Source organism: Cytophaga sp. (assembly GCF_051961495.1).
Taxonomy (GTDB): domain Bacteria; phylum Bacteroidota; class Bacteroidia; order Cytophagales; family Cytophagaceae; genus Cytophaga.
This window is the reverse complement of the sequence record NZ_JBQCDF010000095.1, coordinates 1-21,831: the sequence shown is the minus strand read 5'-3', so window position 1 is coordinate 21,831 and position 21,831 is coordinate 1. Positions and strand designations below refer to the sequence as shown.

15 protein-coding genes are annotated in these 21,831 nt (G+C 40.5%); 8 read left to right on the top strand and 7 right to left on the bottom strand.

What is annotated here, in order from left to right:
- The 3 genes from ACTHJT_RS04420 to ACTHJT_RS04410 all read left to right on the top strand — a co-directional run.
- On the top strand, positions 1 to 2,543 hold a 2,543-nt coding region (locus tag ACTHJT_RS04420), incomplete at its 5' end, for an Ig-like domain-containing protein (RefSeq protein WP_440236640.1).
- Between the two features lie 371 nt (positions 2,544 to 2,914).
- Positions 2,915 to 7,372, top strand: coding sequence for a cellulase family glycosylhydrolase (locus tag ACTHJT_RS04415; protein WP_440236639.1), 4,458 nt, complete (start codon positions 2,915 to 2,917; stop codon positions 7,370 to 7,372).
- Between the two features lie 156 nt (positions 7,373 to 7,528).
- Positions 7,529 to 8,680, top strand: coding sequence for an AAA family ATPase (locus ACTHJT_RS04410; protein ID WP_440236638.1), 1,152 nt, complete (start codon positions 7,529 to 7,531; stop codon positions 8,678 to 8,680).
- 48 nt (positions 8,681 to 8,728) lie between these two features.
- Here ACTHJT_RS04410 and ACTHJT_RS04405 read toward each other — a convergent pair whose 3' ends face one another.
- Complete coding sequence (locus tag ACTHJT_RS04405) at positions 8,729 to 9,235, bottom strand: hypothetical protein (RefSeq protein ID WP_440236637.1); 507 nt, start codon at positions 9,233 to 9,235, stop codon at positions 8,729 to 8,731.
- A 357-nt stretch (positions 9,236 to 9,592) separates the two neighbouring features.
- Between ACTHJT_RS04405 and ACTHJT_RS04400 the strand changes: the two genes are divergently transcribed.
- The gene (locus ACTHJT_RS04400) at positions 9,593 to 10,240 is read left to right on the top strand and encodes a carbonic anhydrase (RefSeq protein ID WP_440236636.1); all 648 of its coding nucleotides are present in this window, start codon (positions 9,593 to 9,595) and stop codon (positions 10,238 to 10,240) included.
- A gap of 82 nt (positions 10,241 to 10,322) precedes the next feature.
- Here the strand turns inward: ACTHJT_RS04400 and ACTHJT_RS04395 are convergent, their stop codons facing one another.
- Both ACTHJT_RS04395 and ACTHJT_RS04390 read right to left on the bottom strand, forming a co-directional pair.
- Positions 10,323 to 12,041 (bottom strand): leucine-rich repeat domain-containing protein, encoded by a 1,719-nt coding sequence (locus ACTHJT_RS04395; RefSeq protein ID WP_440236635.1) that lies wholly within the window; start codon positions 12,039 to 12,041, stop codon positions 10,323 to 10,325.
- Positions 12,038 to 13,096, bottom strand: coding sequence for a DKNYY domain-containing protein (locus ACTHJT_RS04390; RefSeq protein WP_440236634.1), 1,059 nt, complete (start codon positions 13,094 to 13,096; stop codon positions 12,038 to 12,040). Before ACTHJT_RS04390 ends, ACTHJT_RS04395 begins: the two co-directional genes overlap by 4 nt.
- 157 nt (positions 13,097 to 13,253) lie before the next feature.
- Between ACTHJT_RS04390 and ACTHJT_RS04385 the strand changes: the two genes are divergently transcribed.
- Entirely contained in the window at positions 13,254 to 13,859 is a 606-nt protein-coding gene (locus ACTHJT_RS04385; RefSeq protein WP_440236632.1) for a hypothetical protein, read from the top strand.
- Between the two features lie 203 nt (positions 13,860 to 14,062).
- Here the strand turns inward: ACTHJT_RS04385 and rny are convergent, their stop codons facing one another.
- The 4 genes from rny to pheT form a co-directional block, all read right to left on the bottom strand.
- The gene (gene rny, locus ACTHJT_RS04380; protein WP_440236630.1) at positions 14,063 to 15,631 is read right to left on the bottom strand and encodes a ribonuclease Y; all 1,569 of its coding nucleotides are present in this window, start codon (positions 15,629 to 15,631) and stop codon (positions 14,063 to 14,065) included.
- A gap of 76 nt (positions 15,632 to 15,707) precedes the next feature.
- The gene (locus ACTHJT_RS04375) at positions 15,708 to 15,998 is read right to left on the bottom strand and encodes a cell division protein ZapA (RefSeq protein WP_440236628.1); all 291 of its coding nucleotides are present in this window, start codon (positions 15,996 to 15,998) and stop codon (positions 15,708 to 15,710) included.
- Positions 15,999 to 16,019: 21 nt separating this feature from the next.
- Positions 16,020 to 16,319, bottom strand: a complete 300-nt coding sequence (locus tag ACTHJT_RS04370) for a hypothetical protein (protein WP_440236627.1) — start codon at positions 16,317 to 16,319, stop codon at positions 16,020 to 16,022.
- A gap of 81 nt (positions 16,320 to 16,400) precedes the next feature.
- The gene (gene pheT, locus ACTHJT_RS04365) at positions 16,401 to 18,812 is read right to left on the bottom strand and encodes a phenylalanine--tRNA ligase subunit beta (RefSeq protein ID WP_440236626.1); all 2,412 of its coding nucleotides are present in this window, start codon (positions 18,810 to 18,812) and stop codon (positions 16,401 to 16,403) included.
- Between the two features lie 322 nt (positions 18,813 to 19,134).
- Between pheT and ACTHJT_RS04360 the strand changes: the two genes are divergently transcribed.
- The 3 genes from ACTHJT_RS04360 to ACTHJT_RS04350 form a co-directional block, all read left to right on the top strand.
- Complete coding sequence (locus tag ACTHJT_RS04360) at positions 19,135 to 20,235, top strand: PAS domain-containing sensor histidine kinase (protein WP_440236625.1); 1,101 nt, start codon at positions 19,135 to 19,137, stop codon at positions 20,233 to 20,235.
- A gap of 11 nt (positions 20,236 to 20,246) precedes the next feature.
- The gene (locus ACTHJT_RS04355; protein WP_440236623.1) at positions 20,247 to 21,311 is read left to right on the top strand and encodes a response regulator; all 1,065 of its coding nucleotides are present in this window, start codon (positions 20,247 to 20,249) and stop codon (positions 21,309 to 21,311) included.
- Between the two features lie 95 nt (positions 21,312 to 21,406).
- The coding region (locus ACTHJT_RS04350; protein WP_440236622.1) for a heavy metal translocating P-type ATPase metal-binding domain-containing protein at positions 21,407 to 21,831 on the top strand (425 nt) is incomplete at its 3' end.

The window sequence follows — 21,831 nt, the reverse complement described above, 5'->3', positions numbered from 1 at the left end:
ACGGAACAACCCAGGTTGGTACAGCCGCAACCTATACAGCAACGGCAGCTGGTTCGTATACGGTTGAAGTTACCAATGCAAATAATTGCAAAGCTACTTCAGCCGCGACTACGGTTACATTAAATGCTGCTCCGGCCGCACCTGCAGTAACAGCGTCAGTCGCTTATTGCCAGAATGCTGCTGCAGCACAATTAACAGCGAACGGTACTGCATTAAAGTGGTATGCGGATAATACTACAACTACTGCATTGGCAGCAGCTCCAACGCCGGCAACCACTGCAACGGGTACAATAAATTATTATGTTTCGCAAACTACCAACGGTTGTGAGAGTGCCCGTGCACAGATTGCTGTAACGGTAAATGCTCTTCCGACGGCAACAATTACAGCCGGTGGCGCAACGTCATTCTGTAATGGCGGTTCGGTAGCATTAACTGCCAGCGCCGGAAGTTCTTATGTATGGAAAAACGGAACAACGCAGGTTGGTACAGGCGCAACCTATACAGCAACAACCGCCGGTTCATATACGGTTGAGATTACCAATGCAAATAACTGTAAGGCTACTTCGGCTGCAACCGTTGTAACTATAAATACTCCTCCGGCAGCGCCTGCAGTAACAGCAGCAGTCGCTTATTGCCAGAATGCAACAGCTACACAATTAACAGCGACCGGTACTGCATTGAAATGGTATGCGGATAATACCACAACTACAGCTTTATCAGCAGCTCCGGTACCAGCAACCTCTGCAACGGGTACAACAAACTATTACGTTTCGCAAACTACCAACGGTTGTGAGAGTGCCCGTGCACAGATTGCTGTAACGGTAAATGCTCTGCCGACAGCAACAATTACAGCCGGTGGCGCAACGTCATTCTGTAATGGCGGTTCGGTAGCATTAACTGCCAGCGCCGGAAGTTCTTATGTATGGAAAAACGGAACAACGCAAGTTGGTACAGGCGCAACCTATACAGCAACTACAGCCGGTTCATATACGGTTGAGATTACCAATGCAAATAACTGCAAAGCTACTTCAGCTGCAACAGTTATTACAATAAACACTTCTTCTGCTGCACCAACAGTAACAGCAACGGTTGCTTATTGCCAGAACGAAACAGCAGCTCAATTAACGGCGACCGGTACTGCATTAAAGTGGTATGCGGATAATACTACAACTACTGCATTAGCAGCAGCTCCAACGCCGGCAACTACTGCAACCGGTACAACAAATTATTATGTTTCGCAAACTACCAACGGTTGTGAGAGTGCACGTGCACAGATCGCTGTAACGGTAAATGCACTGCCTACTGCAACAATTACAGCCGGTGGCGCAACATCGTTCTGTAATGGCGGTTCGGTAGCATTGACTGCCAGCAACGGAAGTTCTTATGTATGGAAAAACGGAACAACGCAGGTGGGTATAGCTGCAACCTATACAGCAACTACAGCCGGGTCATATACCGTTGAAGTTACCAATGCAAATAATTGCAAAGCTACCTCAGCCGCGACTATGGTTACATTAAATGCTGCTCCGGCTGCACCAACGGTTGTTTCACCTGTAAGTTATTGCCAGAATGAAACCGCAGTTCAGTTAACAGCGACAGGAACAGGATTAAAATGGTATTCAGATAATACCACAACAACGGCATTATCTCTTGCACCAACACCTGCCACTTCAACTGCCGGTACAACAAGCTATTTTGTTTCTCAGTCAACCAATGGATGTGAAAGTGCGAGAGCGCAACTTGATGTGATAGTTAACGCATTACCTGCAGCAGTCATTACAGCTGTTGGCAATACGACGATAGCCAATGGTCAAACGGTTACATTAAATGCCAATACAGGGGCAAACCTGACTTATAAATGGTTTAACGGAAATACACAGGTTGGGACAGGTTCATCTTATACAGCTAATACTGCTGGAAATTATACGGTAGAAGTTACAAATGCTTCGGGTTGTGTGAATACATCTGCAATCACTTCAATTTCTACCGCTCAGAATCAACCTTCTGTTATAACGATTACATCGCTAACAAACAATGCTAATATACAAGGACCGGTTACGATCAGTGCAACGGTTTCAGACCCGGATGGTGCCATTGCTTTGGTTGAATTTTTAGATGGGGGCACTGTTATTGGTTCTACAACATCTCAGCCGTATACATTCATCTGGACAAATCCTTCTGTAGGTGAACATACAATTACAGTTCGTGCCACAGATGTTTTAGGTGGTGTTACCACTTCAGATCCGGTTACTATCACATCAGAACTTACTACGGGAATTCACGCTGCGGGAAATACGATGTATGGTAATGTTTATCCTGTGCCTGCACGCTATGAGGTTATTGTAGAAACGCAGGTGGACCTTACCGGCGCGCTGTTCTCTGTAACAAATGTTTTGGGCGAAGAAGTAATGCCATCCATACAGGTTGAAGGTGTTCAGGCGAAGTTGAACGTAAGCGGATTGTCTGAAGGAGTTTATTTGTTGATGGTTAAAAAAGAATCAAATATTCTAACGAAGAAAATTGTTGTAACCAACAAAGACTAGTTTAATAAGTTGTTATATTTTCCTGTAAAACTCCAATTGGTTTGACCCCGATTGGAGTTTTTTTTAGAATTTTAAAAGTAGAATAATTGCTATATTTTTTTGTCTGTTTCAAATAATGAAAGTGGAGTTCAACCTATCTATTAAATATTAATTTTTTTTGTTTAGCCCTATTTTAAACAACGTTTAATTTTTTTTAACGTTTGAGGGTTTTCTTATTTAATAAAGTTCGTTTTTAGCCTGATTTGGGCATTTTTGTTATTTTATTAATAAAAAATTGTATTAATTTGATAAATTTCAATATATTGTATAACAAACCGTAAGAATTAACTGACCAAACCCAAACTATAATGAATATACTTTCAATCCTAAAAATGAAATTACTATTCGCAGTAATTGTTTTTTGCAGCATGTTGGCTGCAAATGGCCAAACGCCCGTGGCGAAATATGGCCAGCTTAAAATCTTTAATGGAAAAGTCTCAGATCAGGCCGGTAATCCGGTTGTGTTACGTGGTATGTCCATGTTCTGGAGCGGATATCCGGAAGGGGCACCTTATTATAATGCAACAACCATTAAATGGTTGAGAGATGATTGGTGCGTGGATGTAATTCGCGCAGCTATGTCTGTAGAAACAGGTTCAAGCAATTATGTGAACAATCCGACAACGGAAATGAATAAAATCAAAACCGTTATTGATGCCTGCATCGCAAATGGTTTATATGTGATTGTGGATTTTCACACGCACAATGCGGAGAATTATAAAACGCAGGCAAAAGCTTTCTTTACGGAAATCGCAACAACGTATGGTAATCAGCCGAACATTTTATACGAAACATTCAACGAACCGATCAATCAATCCTGGTCCGGTACAATCAAGCCGTATCACAATGAATTGATCTCAACGATCCGTGCAAAGGATCCGGATAATATTATTATCTGCGGAACAAGGACATATTCTCAGGATGTAGATGAAGCAGCGAATGACCAGGTAACAGGAACAAATATTGCTTATACATTGCACTACTATGCAAATTCACATCAGGGATCTCTTAGACAAAAAGCTACCAACGCTTTGAATAAAGGCGTCGCGCTTTTTGTTACCGAATACGGTACCTGCGATGCTTCAGGTAACGGTGGTTACAACCCTTCAGAGTCTCAGGTGTGGTGGAATTATTTAGAAGCAAACAAATTAAGCTCCTGTAACTGGTCTGTTTCAAATAAAAATGAAACATCGGCTGCATTAAAACCCGGTGTAGGCCTTAGTAACTGGACTGCTAATGACCTGAGCGCTTCAGGTGCGCTTGTTAAAGCGTACATTACAGGTAAATGTAATGTTATCGTTACAACAGGTTCTGTAACGCTTTCCTTCACTGGTAATAAAACTGTATTTAATGCGGGGGATGCCATCACGATCACAGCTACTACAACAGTAGCGAATGGTACAATCGCTAAAGTGGAATTTTATGATGGAACCACATTATTAAGTTCAAAAACATCCAGTCCGTATACATTTACTACATCAACACTTTCTTCCGGTGGTCATAATATCACTGCAAAATCCTATGATTCAAAAGGGGCGGAGATTGCTGTATCACCATTGTACGTGATCAGTGTTGTAGGTGCATCTAATGTTTCTACTACTGGTATTACAGATCAGTTTGAAAAAGTTGACCAGTTTACAGAATTGACTGGCGGAGTAAACGGTGCAAGCTGCGCAACAGCTACAGCAGCTGCAGCAGCTGGTATATTCTGGTTTGAAGACCGTGATGCAGCTACTCCGTTTAAGGCGGAAGCAACACGTGCCGGAAATGGTACGTTGCAATACCTGGTTTCACAGGCAGCGAACTCATATAATGTAGTCGGCTTTAATTTTGGTGAATACTGTGCAAATGGTACGAAACAGAAATACATGCTGGATCTTACCCAGAATGCGGTTTTGCAATTAACCGTTTCAGCACCTGCCACGAATACCGAAACACTGGATCTGAAATTTCAGATGAAGGATGCTGACGGTACTGTAATCGCGATCAATAAAGATGTTTTGGTAGGCGGTGTTGTAGACACTAAGAACTGGTATAAGTATGAAATTGGATTTAGTAAAAACCACGTGGCACCAGACTTTGTTTCACTGGCTCCGGGCTCAACAACTAACTTCGTATTTGATTTTAAAAATGCCTTATCAATTAAAAATCCGAACGCACCGTCCTTTCCTGCTGATATCAATACCAACAATGCAGACTTTGATTTCAGTAAAGTAACTGAAGTGGTGATTGTTCCTGTAAATAAAAAAGATACCGGCTCTCCGAATTTTAGTCCTCTTGCATTTACAGATCAGAAAATTATTTTCTCAGGTTTGAAATTAGGTGATCCGGCTCTTGGTGTAGATATATGCACAACACCAGCTGCTGTTAAGGTAACAGATATAACTTATTGTCAGAATGCAACATCAGCTGTTTCATTAGCTGCAACAGGTACACCAGGTCTTGTATTGAAATGGTATACATCTTCAACAGGCGGTGTAGCTGATAATACGGCACCAATTCCTTCAACATCTGTTGTGGGTGTAACAACCTATTATGTAAGCCAGGCAACTTCAAGTCCGAATACTTGTGAGGGCCCGCGTTCAGCCTTGAAAGTTACTATTGCAGCTCCGGCAACAGTTGATGCAGGCGCGAATCAGGCTATAACAACAGCGACAACTGCTACATTAACCGGTACAGGTTCTGCAGTAGGTACCTGGACATTGCAAACCGGACCTACCGGTGCAACGGTTACATTCGGTTCTACTACAACAGGTACTGTGACGGCAAGCGGATTAACTGTTGATGGAACATATACATTTAAATATACCGTTGCGGGTACTGCCCCATGTGCTGCTGTTTCTGCTACAGTGGATGTTGTAAAAACAACACCTGTTTGTGCTACACCAACAACAGCTAATGCAGGTTCTAATCAATCAATTACTACAGCGACAACTGCTTCCTTAACAGGTACAGGTTCGGCTGTAGGTACGTGGAGCGTAGTTACAAAACCTGCTGCTGCAACAGTAACTTTCACTCCCACAACAGGTGCTTCTGTGACAGCAAACGGCTTAACCGTAGATGGTACGTATACCTTTAAATATACTGTTACCGGAACCAGCCCTTGTGTGGACGCATCTTCTACGATGAATGTTGTAAAAACAACCCCTGTTTGTGCTACACCAACAACAGCCAATGCAGGTTCCAATCAATCGATCACTACAGCGACAACTGCTTCTTTAACAGGTACAGGAACGGCTGTAGGTACGTGGAGTGTGGTTACGAAGCCTTCTGCTGCAACAGTAACTTTCAGCCCTTCAGCAACCGGGGCTTCTGTAACAGCAAATGGCTTAACAATTGATGGTACATATACCTTTAAATATACCGTTACCGGAACCAGCCCTTGTGTAGATGCTTCTTCAACCATGAATGTGGTAAAAGCAACACCGGTTTGTTCGACGCCGACAACAGCCAATGCAGGTTCTAATCAATCGATCACTACAGCAACTACTGCATCGTTAACTGGTACAGGTTCTGCAGTGGGAACATGGAGTGTGGTTACGAAGCCTTCTTCTGCTACAGTAACTTTCAGCCCTTCTGCAACAGGCGCTTCTGTAACGGCAAATGGTTTAACGGCAGATGGTACATATACCTTCAAGTATACAGTTACCGGAACCAGTCCTTGCGTGGATGCTTCTTCAACTGTAAATGTTGTAAAAACTACACCAGTATGTACTTCCCCGCCAACAGCAAGTGCAGGTACGAATCAGGCTATTACAAGTGCAACCACTACTACCTTAACAGGTACAGGTACTGCCGTAGGTACATGGAGTCTGGTTACAGGTCCATCAGGTGTAACGGTAGGTTTCAGCCCATCTGCAGCATCTGCTTCAGTAACCGTGAATGGTTTAACCGCAAATGGTACATATACCTTTAAATATACCGTTACAGGAACAAGTCCTTGTGCCCCGGCAACTTCAACGGTAGACGTTATTAAATCAAGTCCTGCCTGTACAAACCCACCAACAGCGTCTGCTGGTTCAAATCAATCTATTACTTCAGCTACAACAGTATCGTTAACCGGTTCAGGTTCCGCTGCAGGTACATGGAGCCTGGTTACAGGTCCGTCTGCTGTTACATTCAGTCCGTCTGCAGCTTCTGCTTCAGTAACTGTGAATGGATTAACCGCAAATGGTACATATACCTTTAAATATACTGTCACAGGAACAAGTCCATGTGTAGATGCTACATCTACCGTAGATGTTGTGAAGTCTGCACCTGTATGTACAAATCCTCCGACAGCGAGCGCTGGCTCAGGTCAGTCAATTTCTACAGCAACATCTGTATCGTTAACAGGTGCCGGTTCCTCTGTTGGTACATGGAGCCTGGTTTCAGGTCCGTCTGCTGTTAATTTCAGTACATCAGAAGCTGCTGCTTCCGTAACAGTAGATGGTTTAACAGCTGTTGGTACATATATTTTTAAATATACTGTTAAAGGTGTTAGTCCTTGTGCCGATGCTACTGCAACCGTTGAGATTGTAAAGACTACTACAACTGCTGTTCATAACGCATATCTGATGGATAATATTAAATTATATCCAAACCCGGTTACAGATCGCTTATTGATTGATATGGGCCAGGTGTATGGTGCTAAATCATTGAGAGTAGTTGATGTGTTAGGGAAGACAGTATTTGAAACGACTGGCGATGCGTCTGCAGAGATTGTAATGACAGATTTGAGCAGAGGCATGTATTTTGTTCAGATCGAAACTGAATCCGGTACTGTAACGAAATCGGTTATTAAGCAATAAAGAACGGATAAATAGAATAAAAAAAAGCAGTCATGCCGGTAGGTGTGACTGCTTTTTTTATTCCTGACTAGAAGAAAAATCTTAATACAACCGGATTTGCATTCGGTTGTATTATTTTATACCTTTAGGTATAATACCATTTAGTATAAAATTTTTATGAAAGATTCACCCTTTATATATGGTACTACGGTAAGCACACATGCTTTTACCAACAGAGAAGCCGAAGCGGCCAAACTCCGTAATAATCTGCTGAATGGCATAAATACGATTATTATTTCACCCCGTCGGTGGGGAAAGTCTTCGTTGGTTGAAAAAGTGGTTATGGAGATCAATAAAAAAGAGAAGAAAACAAAGACCGTTATTATTGATTTGTTTACGGTGGGTAGTGAAGAAGAATTTTTAGAGATGTTTGCCAGGGAAGTGATCAAGGCATCTTCTCCTAAATGGCAGGAATGGCTGGCGAGCGGTAAGGAGTTCTTTAACAAGTTAATTCCTAAGCTGAGCATTGGCCTGGATCCTACAAATGATTTCAGCCTGAGCTTTGACTGGAAAGAATTGAAAAAGAATAGCGAAGAAGTATTGAATTTGCCGGAGACTATAGGGAAGAAGAAAGGTCTGAAATTTATTATCTGTCTGGATGAATTTCAGAATATTTCTTCCTTTAATGGCTATGCAGATCTTGAAAAAAAGCTGCGTTCATACTGGCAGCGCCAGAAGCTGGTGACTTATTGTTTGTATGGCAGCAAGCGTCACATGATGACAGAAATTTTTAATAATGCAGGGAAACCATTTTATCGGTTTGGTGATATTATGTTACTGCCTAAAATTGAAACGAAAAAATGGGTCGCTTTTATTACCAAAGGCTTTCAGGATACAGGAAAATTTATCGATGAAAAGACGGCAGAGCGCATTGCAGGGTTGATGAAAAATCATTCCTGGTATGTACAGCAGTTGGCGCACTATACCTGGAACCTGACGCATAAAAAAGCATCTGTAACAGAAATTAATAATGCCCTGACAGAATTGATTTATGCCAATACACCTTTATATCAGAATGAAATTGAAAATATTAGCATCACTCAACTTAATTTTTTGAAAGCAGTAGTGAAAGGTGAAACACAATTTACAAGTGCGGCGGTAATGAATACATATGCATTGGGTACTCCCAGGAATGTAAGTAAGAATAAATCTTTGCTGATTAATACAGATCTGATTCATGAGATCGACGGCATTTTTCAGTTTGTAGATCCGGCATTTGAATTGTGGTTCAGGAAACAGTTTTTGAACCAATCGTATCTGATAGAATAGATAAAAGGTAAATGCTTCTATGTTTTGCATAGAAGCATTCTGTATATATTATAATAGTTTTTTAGCTATGTATTCGTGGTTGGTAAGTATCAGATAGCCCATTAGTATTCGAATAAAATCTATTACTAAATACGTGTTGTTCTGTGGAGTCATGAATCCTAATGTGTCTTCAATGTCCTTTTGTACGTTTGCTTTAAACAAGTTGAATATGCCCACGATTAGTTCCGGCAAATCAGAAATGAAAATCAAGCCACCGGTAATGATCAGGCCCAGTTGAATGATCTGTATTTTTTCTATGCTGCCAAATTGTATAAAGTCTGAATCGAATCCTTTGTCAAGTTTTAACAAGTCAACAATTTTGTCTGATTTTATAGTAAGCAGGTAAAATAAGAAACAGAAAAAAGCAATATATGCAAGTAAATAAAGTACATCAAAGGCTGTCCATTCAAATCGCATGGTAGAGGTAAGCATAGGTAAAACTCCAAATAAGGAAGTAATAAGTGCATACAAAGCGAATAATTTTATGATGAGGATAAACAGATCTCTTTTTGTCATATGATATTGTTGTAAAAGTGAATAATTCAAAAGATTTAATTTAAGATATTTTTCTGATTATTAAAGATACTTGTTTTTATTAGAAAGAATGAATTGATCAGCCATCCGGTAAATATACTATATATGACTAAACAAGGGAAAGGGCTGAATGACGAAGTTTCAGTTTTTTTAGGTGTACTTAAGCATCCGTGGAGAATCGAGCTCAATTATCATTAACGATATGCAAATCCTGGAATTAACCATTTAATATCCCTTGGCTTTGGGTAAGAAAGCAAGAGTTCGTATTTTGCAGGGTAATATAGAATTCTGAAGCATAAATAATTTGATAGATAGACGATACACTTATTTAAAAATAGCATGACTTTATACGAACAGGTTTTTGAAAACAATAAGAAGTGGGTTGCTGAAAAAAAGAAAACAGATGAGAAATTCTTTGAGCACCTGGCACAAGGACAAAATCCGGAGTTTCTATACATAGGCTGCAGTGATAGCCGTGTTTCAGCGGAAGAGATGACCGGTATAAAACCCGGACAAATGTTTGTGCACCGCAATGTTGCCAACCTGGTTCCTAACAATGATAATAGCTCGGCATCTGTTATACAGTATGCGATTGCACACTTAAATGTTCAGCATATTGTTGTATGCGGCCATTATAAGTGTGGAGGTATCAAAGCGGCCATGCAGCCAGCGGATTTGGGCTTTTTAAATCCATGGCTGCGAAACATCCGGGATGTATACAGACTGCATAAAACCGAGCTGAATGCAATTACGGATGAAGCAAAACGTTATGACCGTCTGGTTGAACTGAATGTGGAAGAACAATGTGTAAACGTGATCAAGATGGCGGTGTGGCAGCGTTCTTATCTACAAAGCCGGACTCCTGAGATTCATGGATGGATCTTTGACATGCAGACTGGTTTACTGAAGGATTTGCAAATTGATTTTAATAAAATTCTTAAAAATATTCAGGAGATTTATGATCTGGGAACGGATAAAAAATCCTGAGTTTGTTAATAAAGATAGCCAGCCATTCATTTATTCTGCGGAATCGTCTGCAGAATAAATGAATGATTTTTTTTGACGTATGTTATTCATCATAGATTGATTTTATTTTCCGGTAATCAAACAGATGTTTGTATTCAGGCTGAACTTTGTCTTTCATTCCCTGACTATCGTCCAGATATAGATTGTTCATACCTGCCATAACCTCCGGCAGGGAAGTGATATCGGTTAATGTTATACTCAGGTAATTCAGATTTATTAAGCGATTAATGTCCTCAGGCAATGCAGATATTTTATTAGCGCCGATATTTAAACGTTCCAATTGTTCGAGTTCTAAAAGCATTCGTGGGAATTCTGTTAGTTTATTGGAAAAGAGATTTAAGGTTTTTAACTCCTTTAATTCAGTTATTGCCGGAAAAATTTTTTGAACATTGCTGTATTCAATGGACAGTGATTGCAGTTTTGTTAATGTCGAAATGGCATCCGGAATCTCTGTCATTCCTGTAGTCATTTCCAGATGTGTAAGATTTTTTAGACGCTCAATTTCAGGTAGCCATTGTGTACAGTTCTTCGCATAGATCTTCAGGGTAGTGGTGTGCTCCGGGTCCAGCAGTGCCGCCTGTAAGGTAAGAGGTAACGCACTGAATGTTTTCTCTGACATATCTTCAGGAATGTCAGCCGAAGGATTTGTTGTTGTAGCAGGTCTCATGACGAATACACCGCCGCCCATCCGGTTATCGCCGCAGTTTTGTGCAGACTCCATAAATGCCAGTGATTGTTGGGTACGGAATTTTTCGGGCAGTTCAAAGGTGCGGAGCCCTAAATTATAGGCAGGTATGAATGGTGCTTTCTCAACGCTTAAGATTTTAATTTTAAAACGTTCACCTTGTATGTTGAAGTTTACATAAGCTGTACCCGAACTCTCACCCGGTACATACACAGGAATGCCGCCGACTTTCACGATTCCTTGCCAGCCGGAAGAATATTCCTTGCTGAATTTTTTAATCCGGAAGTGTTGATTCAGTCCGGTTCTCCAATACACAAAGGGATTGGTGTTGTTGGTTACAAGCGGTACCATTTCTATGGAAGGAGCCGACTGCGGATAGTTATTTTTGTTTTGTATGTCGGGAAGATAATAATCGTCGAAATTATTGATCTTGCGGTTTTCCTGGAAATAACAGATCATGCGGCTATCCCGCAAGCCGGAGAGTAAAATTTCAACCTTACCCTGACGTTTGAAAATGATGCCTGCCTGGTGAATATTATCATTGGATGCACGAAGGTTTATGAATTCTATATATTCGGAACCAGCATATAGTTCAAGAAAAAGTTTTTCAAATTCGCCTGCACTAAGATTAAGCTTTGCGTTGTGGATCTGATGGTAAGGAAGAGAATCCGATATTCCTGTTTCTAAAAGCGGAATATATGTTGATGCGCCATAAAAGCATCCGCTACGGTAAGAGAAGCGCAAAGGTGTTTCGAATGTAATCAGGTTGTTTCCCTGGTCATCCAGCAAGACATAAGCCTTTCCCCAAGGCTTACTTTTCATTTCATGTATTTTGAACGGACCTGTTTCATCCAGGTCTGAGTATACAATATATTGCTTCAGGGAAGGAATGTAAAAGTAACGTGGATAATAGATACGGCCACGCAGAATGGGAGTAAGCTCATAATTTTTAGACTGGCTTAATATAACGTTCCGGAAGAGGAAAGTATATTTCAATGGACTCTGTGCACGGCTGATCAGGAAGAAACCTAATATAAAGACAGGAATGAGTATGTAAAGCGAAGTAAGTTTGATCATTTTTTATTTTTGTGTAGCAGGCCCGCTTTGTAAAAGCGCTCGCCATCGCTGGCATCGGTGTTTCTGATGTGGTCGAAGTAAAGAGTGAAAGTTTCCGGATTGGCACCTTCTACAATTCGGATCTCCTGTATGTGGTAACTGTAATAATAGACTTGCTTTTTGTCTTTTGCATAGTGTTGTCCTACTACTTCAAATGTTTCCGGATCTGCACCGGGGAAGGGAAGCAGTAGATGCGGAAAGGTATAGCGGAGCGCATAAATCTGCTGCTGGTCTCTGCCGAAGAGTTCTTCATTGATCCATACTACCTCAAATTCCGTCGGCTTCGGAATAGTATTTACCTGATTGGATGTTACAAAAACATGGTGTGCATCTTTGCCAATAAAATCTGCAAGCGGGGTAAATGTTTTCCGGTCAGCATTTGAGAGCAACTGAGCATGGAAAAAAACATGATCTTTGTCGTATGCGTACTGGTGGCCCGCATATTCAAAACTGGCACCATCAGCACCTGCTATACATTTCCATGTAAAATAGGCATGCTGCTTGTCGTGCCAATAACTATTGGTATTATCGTTTGTAAGCGGACCGAATGTAGCAGGATCAGCATTTTTTATTTTGTTCGTGGAATAGTATACATGATTTTTATCCTTGCTGTAGTAACCGCGGTTGTTGTAATGGATAAACGTTTTAACGTCGGCATCTTTTATTAATTTACCATTCAGGTATACACAATTATTGTGTATGCAATAATCATAGTTTGAAATGCCGCGGAACAGATTATATAGTTGCAGCGGAAGTTTGTATAAAAGGGACACCAGCGAACCGGCAAGTAAAAAAGCTGCTGCCCACCAGAGCGGATTCATTCTGTAAAAGGAGAAGCCAATTGCATATAGCAATATGAAAATGAATGCGGGATAAATAAAAAATACCATGGCGAATAGTATGGAAGATTTTTTAGTAGCGAAGCCCGGGGCAGCCAGCATCATCGGTGACATCATGACCATGGCCGGCCAGGGTACGCAAAGTAATGTGGCAAGAATGCTTAAGAAAATTTCCATATACGGTTAGGTCAAATGGTATGAGAGAAAATGGATTCCTTTTCAAGATACAGACTCTTTTTGAAGAATAGAAATTTGTACTATTTCGTTGTTTTTTATTCGTAAACAATTGATATTTAAACTTTAACTATCATGTAACAAATAAAACCATACCATAATGAAACAGCTGTTTTTTATATTACCTTTCATATTTATTACTGAATCAAATGTCTCCGGACAAGTTGCGGCTGATAGTATTTATAAGAGTTGGGTGAAAAATAAGAGTAACTCGATTTTTGAATCCATTAATAGCGGAACTTTTTCAGGAACAACAACTGGTTATATTCAGGTAATAAGCAATGTGGATACCATGCTGCTTGACTTCCAGGCTTCCAAAACAAACTTGAAAATTAATAAAATTGCTGAACCTGTATATGATGACAATACAAAAGTATACTCAACTCAAACAACGAGCGGTAAGACGTTTCTTCAATATGAAACGTTTATGCTTGCTAATGTTTTGACAATCGTTTTGAATGGCGTCCATTATGGAATCGGTGTGTTTGATGGCGCTTCTGATACACCTGTTGCAGGCCTTATGTTTAATTATTGCCATGAAAAAAACACAGAATATCTGACGCTGTTTATTACTAAACCGTTACGATTAACTACGAGTGCTTACTTGTTTAATAAAGGTAATATTTCTTATCAGGATGCAAGTAAAAATGAAAAGGTGCTTATCGTTCTTCCTGGTTCAACATTAATATTGACAGTACATAAGTAAATTTTTAATAAAAATCCGGCAAGAAGGAATAATTGTCTCAATAATTAGGTTGAAAAGCTGCGTGTGGTCTGTGTGCCATAGACCACGGTGAGAGCCGCTAGACCTGCGGTGCTCACAATCTTCGTAAATAGACAGACAAACAAAAAAAAGTCCCGGCATACACCGGGACTCTCTTCATTAAGCAATACGGGAATACTGCTTTATTATTTTGCGAAGTTTACTGCACGCATTTCGCGGATCACGGTTACTTTAATCTGTCCTGGGTACTGCATTTCTTTTTCAATCTTCTGTGCAATATCGAAAGACAGGATACCTGCTTTGTCATCCGATACATTCTCTGCATCAACCATGATACGCAGCTCTCTACCGGCCTGTATTGCGTAGCATTTCAATACGCCTTCAAAAGACAGTGCCAATAGCTCAAGGTCTTTCAAACGTTTGATGTATTGCTCCATTACCTCACGGCGTGCGCCAGGGCGCGCACCGCTGATCGCATCACAGATCTGAACGATAGGAGAGATCAAGCCAGTCATTTCAATTTCGTCGTGGTGTGCACCAATCGCATTACAGATCTCCGGTGATTCTTTGTATTTCTTAGCAAGCTCCATACCTAAAATTGCGTGCGGCAATTCAGGTTCATCCGGATATACTTTTCCGATATCGTGCAATAAACCGGCACGTTTTGCAACCTTAGCATTCAAGCCAAGTTCAGAAGCCATGGTCGCGCAAAGTTTCGCAACTTCTCTGGAGTGCTGTAATAAATTCTGTCCGTAAGAAGAACGGAAACGCATACGGCCAACCAAACGTATCAGTTCAGGATGTAAACCATGAATACCTAAGTCGATTGCAGTACGCTCGCCGATTTCAATAATTTCTTCGTCTAAGTGTTTCGCTGTTTTCGTAACCACCTCTTCAATGCGGGCCGGGTGAATACGTCCGTCCTGTACCAAACGGTGGAGTGATAAACGCGCCACTTCTCTGCGCACCGGATCAAAGCCGGAGATGATGATCGCTTCCGGAGTATCATCAACAATGATCTCTACACCCGTTGCGGATTCCAGCGCCCGGATATTTCTACCTTCACGGCCGATGATCTTTCCTTTGATATCATCACTTTCAATATTGAAGATTGAAACACAGTTTTCAACCGCGTTTTCAGTAGCGGTACGCTGTAATGTTTCAATAACAATTTTCTTCGCATCTTTTGTGGCAGTCATTTTAGCCTCGTCAGTAATGCGTTTGATATAAGAAGATGCTTCAGAACGCGCTTCTTCTTTGATGGTTTCCATCAATTGTGCTTTAGCTTCTTCGCCGGTAAGACCAGCGATTTTTTCTAATTTGTCAATTTGAGAATGTCTCAGTTTTTCCAGTTCTTCCTTACGTTTGTTCAGGATGTCTAACTGAGAGGAAAGGTTTTCGCGTAAAGAATCAAGTTCAGCCTCACGGCGTGTATTCGTTTCAATTTGTTTTGAAATCGTCTGCTCGCGCTGTTTGATCTTCTGTTCGTTCTGAATGATGATGTTTTTCTTCTTGTTGGAATCTTCTTCAAATTCCGTTTTTAGCTTTAGGAAATGCTCTTTTGCTTCCAGCTGCTTATCTCTTTTAACAGTTTCTGCTTTTAGTTCAGCTTCTTTTAAGATTAAACTGGCCTTTTCTTTTGCTTCAGCTTCATGTTTTGAAAAATCTTTCTGGAAAATGGCCTTCCCTGCAAATATGCCGATACCGATTGATACAATCGATGCGACAAGAATATAAATTACTAATTCAAGCATGTGTTTGGTTAATTGGGGTTTAACTCAACCGCAGCGATACTGGCAAAGGAGGGTGACAAATGCAAAAATGCTTAGCTTAATACGCTAAAGCCTCTGAAAGAATGCGATCTATGTGCTCTATCTTATACTGTACGATAGATTCATTATCCGTAGTGAGTTGATCTGATTTTAATTTGTCCATTACTGCATCAAATACAGTCATGGATAATAAATCCTGCTTGTCGTCAATTCCAAATTGCTCACGGAAATGCTTGAGCTTTTCATTTATTAATTTCCCGGCCACACGAATCCGTTCTTCTTCAGAAGAATCCACGCGCATTGGGTAGTCGCGATCACTAATCCTGATTTTAATTGATAACTCTCCCATATACAGGGGATTAAATCAGTTTTATTCTTTGATAAAGGCAATGCATTTGTCAATCTCTTTGATATACTCATTGATTTTGAGTTTTAACTCAGTCTTTCGATAAGTGTCATCTGCGATTGATGTTACAATTTTACTTATTTTCTCTTGATTATGAAAGTTTCTTACTTCTTCTTCTTTCAAAAGGATCTGATTTTTGAGTCTCAGATTTTCGGATTGCAGCTCTTTGTAAGAAACCGAAAGTTCTTTATGCGCGAGGGCGAGCTTTAAAGCTTTAGCTTCAAGTGCTTCCAAACGCAGTAAAAGGTCTTTCGATCCAGTCATACTTCAAATTAAGCATTTTTAAGGAGTTATCCTATGAACAGGTATAAACATGTAATTGTTCATAGAACAACCCGGATATATTTATTTACGGATTGTTGTATTTAATTCTTTTTCAAATGTTTGCATCAACTTATTCATGGTTGATTCAATAGTTTGATCTGTCAGGGTTTGTTCTTTATCTAACAGCGTGAAACTCAAGGAGTAGGATTTTTTACCTGCTTCAATGTGCTTGCCTTCATATACATCAAATACGTTGATATCTGTCAACAGCTTACGTTCTGTTTTTAAAGCCAGTTCCTTGATCTGTTCAAATGTTACTGAAGCGTCGAGTACCAGGGATAAATCTCTGCGCACTTCCGGGAATTTCGGAATTTCCTTGTATTTACTCTTGTTAGAGTAGAACTCAAGCAAAAGGTCCGCATCGAAATCAGCAAAGAGTACTTCCTGTTTTACATCCGTGGCTTTTAAAGCCACGGCAGATACATAGCCAAATTTTACCAGTTCCTTGCCGCCATTTTTATAGATCACTCCTTTGGAGAATACCGGATTGGATGTGATCTCCTGCACCTGGGTAACAGGTATATTTAGTTTTTCAAGGACCTGAACAACGGTATTTTTCATATCAAAGAAATCAACTGCTTTGGATGGAATGTTCCAGCTTTCCGCGTGTTGATTACCGGTAATGAAAACCGACAGTTTGTTGTTCTCAATATATTTTGTTCCACGCTTGAAGTATACTTTACCCCATTCAAACAACTTCAGGTTTTTTTGTCTGCGGTTGATGTTATATGCAATGGTTTCAAGGCCTGTAAATGCAAGTGAAGAGCGCATGAATGCCAGCTCTTCACTCAGTTTATTGAGAATTGGTACTGCGTCTGCCTGGTTCGACAAAAGTTCGTTGTACGATGCTTTTGTCAGGGAATTAGTCAGGATCTCCTGGAAGCCTTTACCGATCAGGGTTTGATCGATCAGGTGATGGATATGGTCTGAATCTTTTGCCGGGAATTCGGATAAGAATTCAGAACTCAGGTGATCGCTCAATTCAATGTTGTCGTAGCCGTAGATGCGTAGTACTTCTTCTACAAGATCTGCTTCGCGCTGCACATCCACACGGAATGGCGGAATGTCCAGTACTAATAAATCTCCGTTTCTGAAAGCAAGTTTAATATCCAGCAAAGCGATAATTTCCAGCACGCGGTCTGCGGGGATTTCTTTACCGATCAGTTTGCAGATACGCTGGTGTGTGGTTTCAATTCTGAAAGGTGGGAATGTTTCCGTATGGGTGTCAATAATGTCGGAAGAGATTTCGCCGCCCGCAACTTCTGCAATCAATGCTGCAGCCTTGCGCAAGGCTACTTTCGGCATGTTCGGATCGGTGCCGCGTTCAAAACGGAAAGAGGAATCCGTTTTTAAACCGTGCTTCATGGAAGATGTACGTACTGTTTCCGGACTGAAATATGCCGCTTCAAGGAAGATATGACGGGTGTTATTTTTTACACCGGAATCCAGGCCGCCGAATACGCCTGCTAAACACATAGGTTCAGAGCTGTTGCAGATCATCAGGTCTGTATCCAGCAATTTGCGCTTTACTCCGTCAAGGGTAATAAATTCTGTATTGGCAGGAAGATTTTTTACAATGATTGTTCCGCCTTTGATTTCATCCTGGTCGAAGGCATGTAGCGGCTGGCCAAGACTATGCATAACGTAGTTGGTACAGTCTACAACGTTGTTGATCGGATTCAGACCGATAGAACGCAGGCGTGTTTTAAGCCATTCCGGAGATTCAGCTATTTTGACATTGGTAATGCTTAAGCCTGTATATCTCGGACAACCTTTCGTATTCTCAACTTTTACGGTGATACCACTTGCTTTAAAGCCCGGTTGAAAATTCTTCAGATCTACTTTCTTTAAATTTCTGTTTAATAAGGCACGCAGGTCGCGTGCTACTCCCAGGTGAGATGCTGCATCTGCACGGTTCGGCGTCAATCCGATCTCGAAAATTGAATCTACTTCAATATTGAAATACTCTTTAGCAGAAGTACCTGGTTTGATTTCTTTTTCAATAACGATGATACCGTCATGCGATTTGCCCATGCCCAGCTCATCTTCGGCGCACAGCATCCCTTCAGATACTTCGCCGCGGATCTTGGATTTCTGGATCGTGAATGATTCGCCTTCAGTTGGGTAAAGTATTGCACCAATGGTAGCAACAACTACTGTTTGTCCGGCTGCTACGTTAGGCGCGCCGCAAACAATATTCAACGGTGTTTCTCCGCCGATATCAACCGTTGTTTTACGCAGGCGGTCTGCATTCGGGTGTTGTTCACAGGTTAATACCTTTCCGATCACAACATTTTCCAGGCCGCCTTTAATGCTTTCGTATTTTTCTACCTTTTCTACTTCAAGTCCCGAATGGGTTAAAAGTCTTGCTATTTCGTCGGGAGATTCTGTTAAATCTATATAGTCTTTCAGCCAATTATAAGAAATGCGCATGTGTATTAATCAATGTTTCAGAGGGCAAAAATACGGAATATTGTGCGAATAAGAAGTATGACTACATGACATTTTTCAAGTATGTTTTTATCGGGACGGGCTTTGAAAAAAGTGCTTTAACATACGCATGCCGGGGAAAAACATTGAATCAATTTATCAACACCTGAAATATCATTATTTTGATCGAAATCAGGCGATTATGTGATACTTATCATATTTATTGCTTTTCTGAATGTCGATTTTTGAATCTGTATTTTAATCGCGCTGAGCAACCTTTAATTTAATTTGTAGATTTATAGTGACTTATAGAGAAGAATCATATATGCCTATTAAATCCACATCGAGACACGACCTTGAGTCCCGGTATCAAGCTATTATTGACAATGCCGTAGATGGTATCATTACCATTGACGAGCGGGGGACGATTGAATCGGTTAATCCTTCGGCCCTGAGAATGTTTGGTTATGACAAGGAAGAGGTGATCGGAGAGAATATCAAGATACTGATGCCGGAACCTGATCGCAGCAATCATGATAAATACATTGGTAATTACCATGCTACGGGTAAAGGCAAGATTATCGGCAAAGGGCGGGAAGTAATAGGTAGACGCAAGAACGGAACGATGTTCCCGTTTTTATTAAGTATCAGTGAAGTTATTCTTGAGAATAAGAAAATTTTCACGGGCATTGTACACGATATTTCCGAATTGCGGGAAGTAAAGGATGCCCTGGCAAAGGAGCGAGACCTGAGTGAATTGAAATCCCGTTTTGTAACAATGGCTTCGCATGAATTCCGCACCCCGTTGAGTACCATTCTTTCTTCGGTTTCTCTGATCTCGCGTTACAACGATCCGAAAGATGAAGAAAAAAGACTGAAGCATGTGAATCGTATAAAATCATCGGTAAACAATTTAACCGGTATACTGAATGACTTTCTATCACTGAGCAGGCTTGAAGAGGGGCATGTCATGAATGATCCGATTGAATTTTCAATCAATGAATTATGCATCGAGGTTATTGACGAGATGAACAGCATCCTGAAAGAGGGACAGGAAATAAAGGTCGATGCTGCAGAAGATATTCAGAAAGTATTTCTGGACAAGAATCTGGTTCGGAATATCATGATCAATCTGATTTCAAATGCAATCAAGTATTCAGACGAAGGAAAATTAATTTTTGTGCGCACATACATTGAAAATGATGTTCTGACCATTGAGATCAAAGACCAGGGGATCGGCATTCCCGAAGAGGATCAGGATTATTTATTCAGTAGATTTTTCAGGGCGCACAATGCTGCTAATATCCCTGGTACTGGATTAGGATTAAATATTGTTAAAAAATATCTGGATCTGCTCAGAGGCAGGATCGAATTTCAAAGTAAACAATCTGAAGGAACAACATTCACTGTTCAGATTCCAATTTAAATAATTATCAGATGAAGTCTATTTTAGTTATAGAAGATAATCTTGAAGTCAGAGAAAATATTGCGGAAATATTAGAACTGGCAAACTACAGAGTATTGACAGCAGCAAATGGTAAGCAAGGCGTTGAGCAGGCTAAACGCACCATTCCTGATTTGATTATATGTGATGTGATGATGCCGGAACTGGATGGGTATGGCGTACTGCATCTATTGGCAAAATCTGATGATACGGCTTCTATTCCGTTTATTTTTCTAACGGCTAAAACTGAAAAAAGCGATATCCGCAAAGGGATGAACCTTGGTGCAGATGATTACCTGACCAAGCCGTTTGATGATGTGGAATTGCTGGATGCGGTAGAAATACGTTTACGTAAACATGAACTGATCCGCGCAAATGCCGGGGCAGATCTGAACTATATTAATTCTCTTGTGATGGAAGCAAGAGGAGCAGAAGGTCTGGAAAAACTGATCTCTGATCACAGAAAAGTAAGCCGGTTCAAGAAAAAACAATTACTGTATTCTGAAGGCAACAAAGCCAATTCATTATTCTTTATCGTAAGTGGGAAGGTGAAAACATTCAAGACGAATGAAGAAGGACGTGAATTAATCACGGGCTTATATAAAGACGAAGATTTTCTAGGCTACATGAATCTGCTTGAAGATAGCGATCACACAGAGTCTGCTATGGCATTGGAAGATTCAGAGATACATGTAATTCCTAAGGACGAATTCTTTGCAGTATTGTTCAGCAATAAATCCATTGCAGAAAAATTCATTAAACTTCTTTCCAATAACTTAATTGAAAAGGAAGAGCGTTTATTGAAATTAGCATATAACTCTGTGCGGAAACGTGTAGCGGAGTCTTTACTGATGCTTTATAATAACTTCCATAAGGAAGGAAATAAAACAGATTTTACAATGGCTGTTTATCGCGATGATCTTGCAGCAATTGTTGGAGCCTCGAAAGAAACCGTAATTCGTACCTTGTCTGATTTTAAAGACGAAGGTCTGGTAAATATTGCCGGCAGCAAAATATCAATTGCCGATTTGCCGAAACTTCAGAAAATGAAAAACTAACGAAAATTATGAATTATGATTCGCCGTGGCGAAATGAATTAAGTCATGGCAAGTAGTTGCATTCAATTCATAATTTATAATTCATAATTATCAAAATGGCGTATCAACTTATGCAATCGAAGACTGTTTGCCAGCATTGCGGGGATCTGTGTACGGATTCATCTATTCGCATTGGGGAACATGTTTTTTGTTGTGATGGGTGTAAGACCGTGTATGAGATTCTTGAGGAGAATGACTTGTGTGCCTATTATGATATTGATTCAAAGCCCAGACTGAAAATTAAATTCCGTTCCGATGAACGATATGCCTATTTAGATAACGAAGAAATTGTTTCTTTGATCACTGATTTCAGGGAAGGTGGCATAGCAACCGTACATTTTTTTATTCCCTCTATCCACTGTAGTTCCTGTCTCTGGTTACTTGAAAAGCTTTATAAGATAGAGCCGGGTATTCAGCGCTCAGATGTGAGTTTTACTAAAAAAGAAATTTTTATCACCTACCAGGAATCCGTTATCTCTCT